The organism is Variovorax sp. DAIF25, assembly GCF_050711835.1.
GTDB lineage: Bacteria > Pseudomonadota > Gammaproteobacteria > Burkholderiales > Burkholderiaceae_C > Variovorax.
The window spans coordinates 2332652-2344107 of sequence record NZ_CP136637.1; the positions used below are offsets into that span (position 1 = coordinate 2332652).

8 protein-coding genes are annotated in these 11456 nt (G+C 71.6%); 3 read left to right on the forward strand and 5 right to left on the reverse strand.

The annotated features are described in order from the left end of the window. Positions 1–65 precede the first annotated feature (65 nt). Positions 66–1682, forward strand: coding sequence for a glycosyltransferase family 39 protein (locus R0232_RS45240; protein ID WP_431513706.1), 1617 nt, complete (start codon positions 66–68; stop codon positions 1680–1682). 20 nt (positions 1683–1702) lie between these two features. Here the strand turns inward: R0232_RS45240 and R0232_RS45245 are convergent, their stop codons facing one another. The 5 genes from R0232_RS45245 to R0232_RS45265 form a co-directional block, all read right to left on the reverse strand. Beyond that, a complete protein-coding gene (locus tag R0232_RS45245) occupies positions 1703–3103 on the reverse strand; it encodes an ATP-binding protein (RefSeq protein WP_431513707.1) in 1401 nt (466 codons plus the stop codon). After that, a complete protein-coding gene (locus R0232_RS45250; RefSeq protein WP_208508160.1) occupies positions 3103–3804 on the reverse strand; it encodes a response regulator in 702 nt (233 codons plus the stop codon). The genes R0232_RS45245 and R0232_RS45250 overlap by 1 nt, the downstream gene beginning before the upstream one ends. A gap of 64 nt (positions 3805–3868) precedes the next feature. Continuing rightward, complete coding sequence (locus R0232_RS45255) at positions 3869–5431, reverse strand: efflux transporter outer membrane subunit (protein WP_431513708.1); 1563 nt, start codon at positions 5429–5431, stop codon at positions 3869–3871. Between the two features lie 16 nt (positions 5432–5447). Next, positions 5448–8582: an efflux RND transporter permease subunit gene (locus R0232_RS45260; RefSeq protein ID WP_431513709.1), complete on the reverse strand. Its 3135-nt coding sequence runs from the start codon at positions 8580–8582 to the stop codon at positions 5448–5450. Further along, positions 8582–9718 (reverse strand): efflux RND transporter periplasmic adaptor subunit, encoded by a 1137-nt coding sequence (locus tag R0232_RS45265; RefSeq protein WP_431514673.1) that lies wholly within the window; start codon positions 9716–9718, stop codon positions 8582–8584. Before R0232_RS45265 ends, R0232_RS45260 begins: the two co-directional genes overlap by 1 nt. A 289-nt stretch (positions 9719–10007) precedes the next feature. Here R0232_RS45265 and R0232_RS45270 point away from each other — a divergent pair, with 289 nt between their 5' ends. Together R0232_RS45270 and R0232_RS45275 are read left to right on the forward strand one after the other, a co-directional pair. Then, positions 10008–10328, forward strand: coding sequence for a hypothetical protein (locus R0232_RS45270; RefSeq protein WP_208508156.1), 321 nt, complete (start codon positions 10008–10010; stop codon positions 10326–10328). Between the two features lie 199 nt (positions 10329–10527). Further along, on the forward strand, positions 10528–11424 hold the full coding sequence (locus R0232_RS45275; RefSeq protein ID WP_431513710.1) for a hypothetical protein: 897 nt from the start codon (positions 10528–10530) through the stop codon (positions 11422–11424). The last annotated feature ends 32 nt before the right edge of the window (positions 11425–11456 follow it).

Consider the following 11456-nt stretch of genomic DNA (forward strand, 5'->3'; position numbering starts at 1 on the left):
TGACGCACGCGCAACGGCGCGCGAAGTCAGGCGGCGGTGGGGTGCGGTTCCTATAAATCCCGCCCATGACTTCCGGATCGACGCCCGTGCCGGGCCGCTTTCTTCCCGCCGCCGCCGCGGCCCGCGAGCCGATCGAGCGCTGGGTGCCCGCGCTGCTCGTCGCGCTGGTGCTGGCGTGGGCCTGGCCGATGGTGGCGCTCGATGTCACGCCGCCCTGGGACAACGTGGAGGAGCTGTTCTGGAGCGGCAGCCTGCAGTGGGGCTACTACAAGCATCCGCCGCTGCCGAGCTGGCTGCTGAGCCTGCCGGTGGCGCTGCTCGGCCGCCAGCCGTGGCTGACCTACGTGGCCGGCGTGGGCTGCGGCGTCGGCGCGCTCTACCTGCTGTGGCGCTGGTCGCGCGAGATGATGAAGCCGGCGCGCGCCGCCTTCGCGCTGCTGCTGGGCACGCTGGTCACCTACCACGTGCAGCGCGCGGTGGTCTACAACCACAACACGGTGCAGCTGCTGCCGCTCGCGGGTTACTGGTGGATGCTGTGGCGCGTGCTGCGGCCGGCCGGAAGCGGGCGCGCCGACTGGGTCTGGCTCGGGCTGTTCGCGGCCCTGTCGATGCTCACCAAGTACAGCGCCGCGGTGCAGTTCGCCGTGGGCCTGGGCTTCGTGGTCCGCCAGGGCCTGTGGCGCGACGCGCGCGTGCGGCGCGACCTGCTGCTGGCCAGCAGCCTCGCGTTGCTGCTGCTGTCGCCGCACCTGTGGTGGGTGCTGCAGCATGGCGACACCACGGTGCTCTATGCGCGGCACTCGGTCCATTCGGTGCATGCACCCGGCAGGCACCTGCTGCCGCGGCCGGTGTTCGTGCTGCTGGTCCAGCTCGCGCGGCTGTCGCCGATGCTGCTGTTCATCGGCTGGGCCTGGTTCGCGCAGCGGCGCGAAGCGGCCACGCAGCGGGCGCCGCTGCCCGCCGCATTCGACCGGCGCTTCCTGGCCTGGGCGACCCTCGGTCCCACCGCGCTGGTGCTGGTCGCGTCGGCCTTGCTGCATTCGCGGCTGATTCCCGCCTGGCTCACGACCTTCTTCCTGCCGCTGGGCGTGTGGGCGGCCGCCTCGCTGCCATGGCTCGACGTGGAGCGCTGGAGCCGGCGCCGCTGGCAGGCGGTGCTGGCGGTGGTGGGACTGCTGCACATCGCCACCGCCTGGGGCTATGCCGGCGTCGACGGGGTCTGGAGCGCGCGGGCCGGCCGCGCCACGCGCGCCAACCTGCCCTCGCAGAGGATCGCCGCCGCGGTCGAGGCGACATGGCGCGATCGCATGGGCGAGCGTCCGCTGACGCTGCTGGTCGGCGACACCTGGTTCGCGGGCGCCGTCGCGCTGCGGATGGATCCCGGCGTGCGCCTGCTCATCGACGGCGACGAGCGGACCTCGCCCTGGCTGGCACCGGGCGTGCTGGCGCGCGAGGGTGGCATGGTGCTGATGCTCGACACGCGGCCGTTCCAGGCCGAGGGGCCGTTGCTCGAGCCCTTGATGAAGACCGTGGACTGCGCCGGCAGCATGGAATTGCCCTGGACCGGCGAGGGGCCCGATCGCCGCGTGCGTCTGCGCTGGGGCATCGTGCTGGCCGAGAACGAACGGGGCGCGCCGGGCATCGCCTGCGGCCACGACCCGCGGGCGAGCGCCGCGCGCTGAGCCGGCCGCCGTGCGCGCGCTCAGTGCCCGGCCGGAAAGCGCAGCGTGACCGCGAGGCCGCCCCAGGCGCTGTCCGACAGCGCGACCGTGGCGCCGTGCATCGCCGCGATGTCGCGCACGATCGCCAGCCCCAGGCCGCTGCCGTCGCCGGTCGCATCGCGGCCGCGCACGAAGCGCTCGAGCACGGCCTCGCGCTCGTCCTCGGGAATGCCCGGTCCCGAGTCGCTCACGCGCAGCGCGGGCGGATCGCTCTCGAACTCCACCAGCACGCGTCCGCCCGGCGGCGTGTAGCGGATCGCGTTGTCGAGCAGGTTGCTCAGCACGTCGGCGATCAGCTCGGGCTGGACCGCGACGCACACCGGCCGCTCGGGCGCCGCGAGTTCCAGCTCGATCGTGCGCGCCGAGGCCTGCTCGATGTGCGTGGCGCCCACGTCCTGCGCCAGCGCGACGAGGTCGATGCGGCGCCGGTCGAGGTCGGCGCGCGCCTCGGGGTCGAGGGCGCCGAAGGTCAGCAGCTGCTGCACCAGCCGGCCCGAGCGCTGGATCGAGCCGCCGAGCTCGTCGACGATGCGCCGCATCGCCTGCGGATCGGGCGCCTCGCTGGCTCGCGCGAGCCCGAGCTGCAGGCCGGTCAGCGAGGTGCGCAGCTGGTGCGCCGCCGTCGCGGCGAACTGCCGCTCGCGCGCCAGCATGGTCCGGATGCGCGCGAGCAGCTCGTTGTGCGAGCTCGCGAAGGCCTGCAGCTCGCGCGGCACTTCGTCCACGCCGATGGGATCGAGCGAGGCATGCGAGCGCTCGTTCCAGCGCGTGGCGATGGCCTGCAGCGGCCGCACCGTGCGGCGTACCGCGATCGCGATGGCCAGCGCGGCCGCCACGACCAGCGCGACGACGGGCCACAGCAGCACCCAGAGTTCCTGCTCGGCGCGATGGCGCTTGGTCAGCGTCTCGCCCATCAGCATCGTGACCGGCGCGGCGCCGGGCCGCGTCAGCTCGACGCGCACCACGCGCACCGGCTGGCCCAGGTACTCGGCATCGAAGGCTTCGCCGCGGCGGTAGTGCACGCGCGCGGTGCCGCCGTCGGGCAGGCCGGGCTGCCCCGCCAGCAGGCGGTCGGACTGCGTGACGCTGAACCAGTTCTGGTCGATCTCGTCGAACAGCAGCATGGCCTTGAGCTGCGGCGACATGTCGATCGCCGCGATGCCCCGGTCGTCGTAGCGCAGCAGCGCGATGCTCGAGCGCGCGGCATCGAGCAGCCAGCGGTCGAACACGCGCTCGATCACCGCGTGCGTGTAGTGCAGGCCGAAGCCGCCGGCCAGCGCCATCATCGTGAGCAGCGGCAGCATCAGGCGCAGCAGCAGTTCGCGCCGCAGCCAGCGGATGCGGCGCGGCGGTTGTGGTTGCTGTGGTGGCATCGCTTCCATCAGGCCTCCTGCGCGCCGGGAGCGGCCGCGTCGAGCACCAGCATGTAGCCGAAGCCGCGCACCGTGCGCACCTGCACGCCCGCGTCGACCAGCTTGCGGCGCAGGCGCGAGACGTAGATCTCCGAGGCGCTGTCGCCGAGCTCGATGTTGCGCTCGGCCAGCGCATCGACCAGCGCGCGCTTGGCGACCAGCCGCGGCGCGCGCTGCATCAGCAGGCCCAGCACCTCGAACTCGCGCGGCGCCAGCTCGAGCACGCGGTCGTCCACGTAGGCCCGGCCCAGGTCGCCGCGCCAGGTCAGGCGGCCATAGTGCAGGTGGTCGCCGCGCGCCACCTGGGCGCGACGGCCGAGCACCTCGATGCGCGCATCGAGCTCCTCGGGCGCGAAGGGCTTGACCAGGTAGTCGTCGGCACCGCCCTGCAGGCCCAGCACGCGATCGGCCACGCGGCTGCGCGCGGTCAGGATCAGCGCGGGCGTGAGGCGGTCGCGCTGGCGCAGTCGCCGCAGCCAGTCCAGGCCGTCGCCGTCGGGCAGGTTGAGGTCGAGCACGATGAGCTCGAAGTCCTGCACGTCGCGCTCGGCCAGCGCGCGGTCGGCCTCGGCGAGATCGCCGCAGCCGCGCACCACCCAGCCGCGCTGGCGCCAGCGCAGTTGCAGTTCCCGCGAGATCACGGGGTCGTCTTCGATCAGCAGCAGGAGCATCGCGGTGCGAGGCGGCGGGACGCGTGGGCGGAGGGGCCGCCATTGTCGGCCAGCGGCGGCGCGCTCACGAGGTCGGCGCGCGCTGCCACCAGCCGCCGCCCGAGGCCTGGAACAGCGCGGCGCTGTCGCCCAGGCGCGCGGCCTGCGCCTGCACGCGCACGAGCATCGCCTGGTCGTGGGCTTGCTGCGCATTGAGCAGCGCGAGGCGGTTGACGTCGCCGAGCCGCAGCTGGCGGCGCACCAGTTCCAGCCCGGTGCGGGCCTTTTCCTCGGCCAGCGCCGCGTCCTGCAGCGACTGCGCGTTGGCCTGGATCGACTGCAGCGTGTCGGCCACGTTCTGCAGCGCCGCGATCACGGTCGCGCGGTACTGCGCATCGGCCTGGCGCAGCCCTTCCTCGGCCGCGCGCTGGCGGTGTTCGAGCGTGCCGCCGTCGAACAGGGTCTGCCCGACATTGCCCGCGAGGCTGAAGAAGCGCCCCGACTTCAGGAACATCTCGCCGAGCCGGCTGGCCGCGCCGCCCCAGCTCGCATCGATGGAGAACTGCGGCAGCCGGTCGGCCACCGCCACGCCCACCTGCGCGCTGGCGGCATGCAGCTGCTCCTCGGCGGCGCGGATGTCGGGCCGCTGCTCGACCAGGCGCGAGGGCAGGGCCAGCGGCAGTTCGCGCGGCAGCACCAGCGCATCGAGGTCGAAGTCGATCCCGAGGTCTTCGTCGGGGCCATCGCCGGCCAGCGCGCGCAACAGGTTGCGGTTCTGCTCGCGCTGCTTGCGCAGCGGCGGCAACTGCTGGCGCGCCTGCGCGAGCGCGAGCTCCTGCTGCGCCAGGTCCTGCCGCGCCGCGTAGCCGGCGCGCAGCTGGCGCTGCACCAGCGCCACCGCCTGCTCGTTGGCCTCGACGATGCCCTCGGCGATCGCGAGCTGCCGGCGCAGCAGCGCCTCCTGGATCGAGGCCGCCACCAGATTCGAGGCCAGCGTGAGGCGCGCCGCCTCGAGCTGGTACTGCTGCATCCGCGCCTGCGCCTCGAGGCTCTCGAGCTGCCGCCGCTGGCCGCCGAAGATGTCGGGCGCATAGCCGACCGTGAGCTGCGCGGTGTGGAAGTTGTAGATCACCGGCGCATTGAAGGGCGCGCTGCCGCCCTCGCTGGCCGGCGTGCCCTGATAGGTGGAGATCACGCGGCCATTGCCCTGCACGCCCGGCGAGTTGCCGCCGAGGTTGCCCGCGATCTTGGTGCGCGCGGGCGAGTAGCCGATGCCGACCGTGGGAGCGAAGAAGCCGCGCTGCGCGTAGACGTTCTCCTGCGCCGCGCGCAGCGCGGCCTGCGCGGCCTCGAGCGTGGGGCTGCGCGCGAGCGCGCGCGCGATCAAGGCGTCGAGGCGCGGCGAGCCGAACAGCGTCCACCAGTCGGCCTGGATGTCGCGGCCCGGCGCGAAGCGCTGCGCGTCGCCGCCGGGCACCGGTGCCGACGCGGTGTCGAGCGGCAGCGCCGACGGGGCATAACCCTTGGCCGCGGGCGCATCGGGGCGCCGGAAATCGGGGCCGACCGTGCAGCCGGCCAGCAGTGCCATGCAGGCCAGCGCGAGCAGCGATCGAACGCGGGGATAAAACAAGGCGGGGGCATGCATCATCGCGGGCTCCGGTGCATCAGGGCGCCGCCGCCGGGCGCGCCTCGCGCGCCTGCTGCGGTTCGTCGTAGAAATCGCCGAAGCGGCGGATCGCCACCGGCAGCACCAGCAGCGTGAACAGCGTGCCGGTGACGATGCCGCCGACGATCACGCAGGCGAAGGGCCGCTGGGTCTCGCTGCCGATGCCATGCGAGAGCGCGGCCGGCAGCAGGCCCAGGCCCGCCATCAGCGCCGTCATCAGAATCGGGCGCAGCCGCGTCGTCGCGCCTTCGACGATCGCCGTCGCGACCGCCGCACCCGAGCGCACGCGCGCCATGATCTCCTCGACCATGATCACGCCGTTCTGCACCGAGATGCCCGCCACCGCGATGAACCCGACCGCGGCCGAGACCGACAGGTGCAGGCCCGCGAGCCCGAGCGCCGCGAGCCCGCCCACCAGCGTGAACGGCACCATGCCGAGCACCAGCGAGGCCAGCCGTACCGAGCGGAAGGCCCAGAACAGCAGCGAGAAGATCAGCAGCGCCGTGAACGGCACGATCACCGCGAGCCGGGCCGCGGCCCGCTGCGAGTTCTCGAACTGCCCGCCCCACACCAGCTGGTAGCCCGGCGGCAGCACGACCTGGCGCGCCACGGTGCGCTGGGCCTCCTCCACGAAGCTGCCCTGGTCGCGGCCCAGCAGGTTGACCTTGACGATGACAATGCGCGAGCCCGATTCGCGGAAGATGCGAGAGGCGCCCTGGCGCACCTCGACGTTCGCGACCTCGCCCAGCGAGATGGTGCCGGGGCCGTTGCCGACCTGCGTGCCGGCCACGGCGAGCTGCAGCCCGCGCACCGCGTCCACGCTGTCGCGGTGCGGCTGCGCGAGCCGCACCACCACGTCGAAGCGGCGGTCGGCGTCGTAGAAGCTGGTGGTCGGGGCGCCCGACATCGACTGGCCGACGGCGTTGTCGACGTCGTTGACCGTGAGGCCGTAGCGCGCGAGCCGCGCGCGGTCGGGCGTGACGACCAGCTCGCTCTGCCCGCCGATGCGCGTGCTGTCCACGTCGGTGGCACCGGGAATGCCGCGCAAGGTGGTGGCCACCTTCTCGCCGAGCTCGTCGAGGATGTCGAGGTTGTTGCCGATCACCTTCGCGACGATCTCGCCGCGAAAGCCCGACAGCGACTCCTCGACGTTGTCCTGGATCACCTGCGAGAAGTTGGTGCTGATGCCGGGGATGTCTTCCAGCTTGGCCGACATGTCGGCGATCAGCGCTTCCTTGCCCGCGAAACGCCAGCCCGAGCGCGGCTGCAGGTCGACCAGGATCTCGAGGTTGTTCGGCCCCTTCGGGTCCGAGCCGTCGTCGGGCCGGCCGACCTGGCTGATCAGCCGCGCCACCTCGGGGTACGTCAGCAGGGTAGCGCGCACGCTGCGCTCCACCTGCTTGGTGGTCTCGAGCGCGGCCGAGGTCGGCAGCGTGATGGTCAGCCAGATGTTGCCCTCGTCGAGCTTGGGCAGGAACTCGCTGCCCAGCCGCGGTGCCAGTCCCAGCGCGAGCGCCACGGGCAGCGCCGCGAGCCACAGTGTGCGGCCCGCGTGGCGCATGGTCGCCGCGAGCAGGCCGCGGTAGCGCGCCTGCAGCCAGTCCAGCCAGGGCTTGTGCTTCTCGGCCAGGGTGCGGCGCTGCAGCACCGTGGCCAGCAGCGCGGGCAGGTGCGTGAAGGTCAGCAGCACCGCGCCGAGCAGCGCGAAGCTCAGGGTCAGGGCCACCGGCGTGAAGATCTTTCCCTCCACGCGCTGGAAGGTGAAGATCGGCACGAAGGCCAGGATGATGATCGCCTTCGAGAACAGCACCGGATGCGCGAGATCGCTGACCGTGTGGTGCAGCACGCCCAGCCGCTGGTGGCGCGCCTCGGGCGAATCGGCGTCGAGCGCGGTCTTGGCCGCAAGCCGCACCATCAGCGCCTCGACGATCACGACCGCGCTGTCGATGATAATGCCGAAGTCGACCGCGCCCAGCGAGATCAGGTTGGCCGACACGCCGCGCGCGGTGATCAGGATGAAGGCGAACAGCAGGGCCAGCGGGATCACGGTGGCCACCACCAGCGCCGCGCGCCAGCTCGAGAGGAAGATCACGAGCACCGCCACCACCAGCAGCGCGCCCACCACCAGGTTCTCGACCACCGTGGCCACCGTGTGGTGCACGAGCTGCGTGCGGTCGTAGATGGGCACGATCTTCACGCCGGCCGGCAGGCGCGGCTCGAGCTGCGCGATGCGCTGGCGCAGCTCGGCATTGATCTTCGCCGGATCGCCGCCCTTGGTCATCGAGACGATGCCCTCGACGATGCTGTCGCGCTGGCCGGCCGCGGCGATGCCCAGGCGCGGGCGCTCGCCCTCGCGCACCTGCGCCAGGTCGGCCACCGTCACGGGCCGGCCCTGGCGCGAGGCGACCACCGCCGAGCGGATGTCGGCGAGGCTGTCGAACAGTCCGCTGGCGCGCACCACCAGCGAGGTGTCGCCGCGTCGCATCAGCCCGCCGCCCGCGCTGCCGTTGGCATTCGAGACCGCCTGGCCGAGCTGGTCCAGCGTCACCTGGTACTTGCGCAGCGCCACCGGGTCGACCTCGATCTGGAACTCCTTGAGCGCGCCGCCGAAGGTGACGATGTCGGCCACGCCGGGCGTCATGCGCAGGAACGGGCGCACGGTCCAGTCCTGCAGCGTGCGCGCCTCCACCTCCGACAGGCCCGGCGCCTCGAGCGTGTAGCGGTAGATCTCGCCGACGGCCGTCGACAGCGGCGCGAGTTGCGGCTGCACGCCGGTGGGAAGGTCGACGGTCGAGAGCTTCTCGAGCACCTGCTGGCGCGCGAAGTAGTCGTCGGTGCCGTCGGCGAAGGTCAGGGTCACGATCGACAGGCCGGTCATCGTGACCGAGCGCACGTTCGACAGCCGCGGAATCCCCGCCACCTCGCGCTCGATGGGCAGCGTGACCGAGCGCTCCATGTCCTGCGGCGCCGCGCCGGTGCGCTGCGAGATCACGCGCACCTGCACGTCCTGCACGTCGGGGAAGGCCTCGATCGGCAGGTTCGAGGCCGCGTAGCCGCCGAAGCCCACAAGCGCCGCGACCAGCACGAACACGAAGACGCGCTGCGTCAGCGCGAAGGCGATGAGCCGCTGCATCACGGCCGCTCGCTCGTGCGGGTCGTCAGCTCGGCGTCGAGCAGCAGCGCGCCCGCCGTGACCACGCGCTCGTTGCCCGCCAGGCCCTCGCGCACGTAGCTGGTGTCGCTGCCCTGCGCCAGCAGTTCGACCTGGCGGCGCCGGAACGCGCCGGGCGACTCCTCGACGAACACGTAGCTGTGCACGCCGCGGTTGACCAGCGCCTCGTTGGGCACGCGCACGCCGCTGCCGTCTTCCTGCAGCAGTTGCGCGCGCACGAACATCTCGGGCAGCAGTTCGAGCCCGGCGTTGTCCAGCTGCGCGCGCACCGGCACGCGCCGGGTGTTGGTGTCGACCGCATGGCCGACCTGGCGCACCGTGGCGGCGAAGCGCCGGCCCGGATAGGCATCCGACTCCACGCTCACCGCGCTGCCGAGCTTGATCCGGCCGAGCAGCCGCTCGGGCAGGTCGATCATCAGCCACAGGCGTCGCGGATCGGTGACCACGAACAGCGGCGCCGCCATGCCCGGCGCGACCTCGAGCGCCGGCGTGGCCGTGCGCTCGGCGACCAGCCCGTCCATCGGGCTGACCAGCTGCAGGCGCTGGCCCTCGCCACGCAGCCCGCGCGGATTCATGTTCTGCAGCCGCCGGCGCGCGCGCTCCACTTCTTCCTGCGCCTGCGCATGGTCGGCCTCGAGCGCCTCGAGGTCCTTGTGCGCGATGGCATCGCCCGGCGCCAGCTCGCGCCCGCGTTCGGCCGCCAGCTGCTTGCGCTTCTCGTCGGCCAGCGCCTTGCCGAGGTCGGCGCGCGCGGTGCCGTAGTCGGGCGAGTCGATGTCGGCCAGCACCTGGCCCGTGCGCACGCTGTCGCCGGGGCCGACGCGCAGCGCCACGATGCGGCCCGAGAAGCCGATGCCGATGCGCGCGGTCGCGTCCTCGTCGTAGACCAGGCGCGCGCTCAGCGGTTCGGCCAGGGGCAGCGGCACGCGCGGCATGGCATCGGTGCGGATCATCGCGAGCTGGGCCGCGCCCTTCGGGTAGCGCAACTGTTCGGGATCGGCGGCAGTGGCGGCGTTGCTCGCGCCCGCAGGCGGCGGGGACGGCGCGGCATCGGATCGCGGTGCGCGCCAGACGAAGAATGCCGCGCCGGCGAGCACCAGCAAGACGAGAAGGACCAGGAGGACCCGGCGGGAGGCAGGAGGACGCAGGCTCATCGGTGCGGCGGTACGTACGGACCGACCGTGCGGGCACGACGTCGGAGAAGGAGGGAGTCGGCCAGCCTAGGCCGCGAAGCTTTCGGGAAGCTATCTATCCACGGGCGGCGCTCCGGCAATCGCCACCGGCTTGCGAATGCGCGGTCGATGCGCGATCCTGAAGGGCGCGCATCGTGCGCCGCCTGTCATGGCCACAGCCACCCCCCTCGTCAACGGAACCCTTTCCAGAACCATGAGCAAACTGGACCTCAGGCAGGTCGAGCTGCGCCGACTGCTGTCGGACGCACGGCCCACGCAGGTCTTCGAGGACCTGCTGCAGCGCGGCCTGGTCGCCTGCCGGCAGGACTTCGGGTCGCTGCTGCTCGAGGTCTTCCCGAAGATCGATTCGACCGTGGTCGCCATGCTGTGGCGCTGGCGGCGCGACGGCGAATGGCATCCGGCGCTGTCGGATGCGCATGTGGATTCACAGGTCAGGCGGCTGCTGGCGGAGGCGGGGTACTTCGATGCGGTGCTGCAGGCGGTCGGCAGCGAGAAGATGGACGGGCCGAACTGACATGGACGCCGAATCGCGGAGGTGCGAAAAAAATCAACTCCCTCATGGCGGAGGCCATTGAGTCGCATGCGCGTGTCGCGGGCTTGATCGACATCTCGCATTCATGCCGAAACCACCGAAAGCCGGAGCACATCCCTATTTCGGATCCGGGTTCGATGAAATATGCTGCACGCATTCCAATGAGCGAGGAGTCGAGCGAATGCCGTACCTTCTGCCTGTTCCGGTAGGCCACTACCTCGACCCGAACCAGCCATTCCCGCTCGACCCATACAACTGGCAATTCCTCGCGGAGGGAGACTCCTGGTTCTCGATCACCGATCAGGTGCTGAACAACCGGAACCTGCTGCCTTGTCTTCATTTCCCCAAGGCGGCCGCGGCGATCAATTGCGCAGCCCCCGGCGACATCGCAGGGAAGATGTTCAAGCGCAACCCGCAGTTCAAGATGCTTCTGCAGCAACGCTGGTGGCTCGCGATCCTGGTGTCCGCGTCGGGCAACGACCTCATCGATGCGATCAACGTCACGCCGAACGACTCCACGGGCCAGCTTCGTCCGGCTCGGGAGCGGATTCTTCTCACCAAGGCGGAGGCGATCGACGCATCGGATCCCCATGCCTATGTCAGCGAGGCCGGCATGAACGCGCTGGCGGGTTATCTGCTGTGGTGGTTCGCGAGCCTGGTCGAGTGGCGGGATGCGGGCCAGAGCAAGGGGCGCCCTGTCTTCCTGCATACCTACTCGGTGCCCGTCGCGCGCCCGGCAGGTGTGCCCGGAAAGTCCAAGGGCTGGCTCCATCCCGCCTTGGTCAGGAATGGCGTGCCGAAGGATCTGCACCAGGGCGTGACCGACATCGTGTTCGGAAAACTGCGGCTGTTCCTGCTCGGTCTCGATACGGATGCCAGGAGCGGATACCAGCTCCCGAACGTGCATGTGTTCGACTCCGCCGCGATGCCCCTCGATCAGGCGGACCCGGACGCCACGGGCCCGAGCGGAGACTGGGTCAATGAGATCCACCTCAGCACCTCCGGTGCGGAAAAGCTCGGCCAACCGTTCTCTTCGTTCATCCTGCAGAGGTTCAGCCGCTACGGCATGCCCGGGTAGGTCCGCAGCCTTGGTGCGCGGCCGCTTTCTCC

What these genes read in the sequence shown, in the direction of transcription:
- R0232_RS45240 (WP_431513706.1), top strand. Translation starts at nt 66, where the DNA reads ATGACTTCCGGATCGACGCCCGTGCCGGGCCGCTTTCTTCCCGCCGCC.
- R0232_RS45245 (WP_431513707.1), bottom strand. Translation starts at nt 3,103, where the DNA reads ATGGAAGCGATGCCACCACAGCAACCACAACCGCCGCGCCGCATCCGC.
- R0232_RS45250 (WP_208508160.1), bottom strand. Translation starts at nt 3,804, where the DNA reads ATGCTCCTGCTGCTGATCGAAGACGACCCCGTGATCTCGCGGGAACTG.
- R0232_RS45255 (WP_431513708.1), bottom strand. Translation starts at nt 5,431, where the DNA reads ATGATGCATGCCCCCGCCTTGTTTTATCCCCGCGTTCGATCGCTGCTC.
- R0232_RS45260 (WP_431513709.1), bottom strand. Translation starts at nt 8,582, where the DNA reads ATGCAGCGGCTCATCGCCTTCGCGCTGACGCAGCGCGTCTTCGTGTTC.
- R0232_RS45270 (WP_208508156.1), top strand. Translation starts at nt 10,008, where the DNA reads ATGAGCAAACTGGACCTCAGGCAGGTCGAGCTGCGCCGACTGCTGTCG.
- R0232_RS45275 (WP_431513710.1), top strand. Translation starts at nt 10,528, where the DNA reads ATGCCGTACCTTCTGCCTGTTCCGGTAGGCCACTACCTCGACCCGAAC.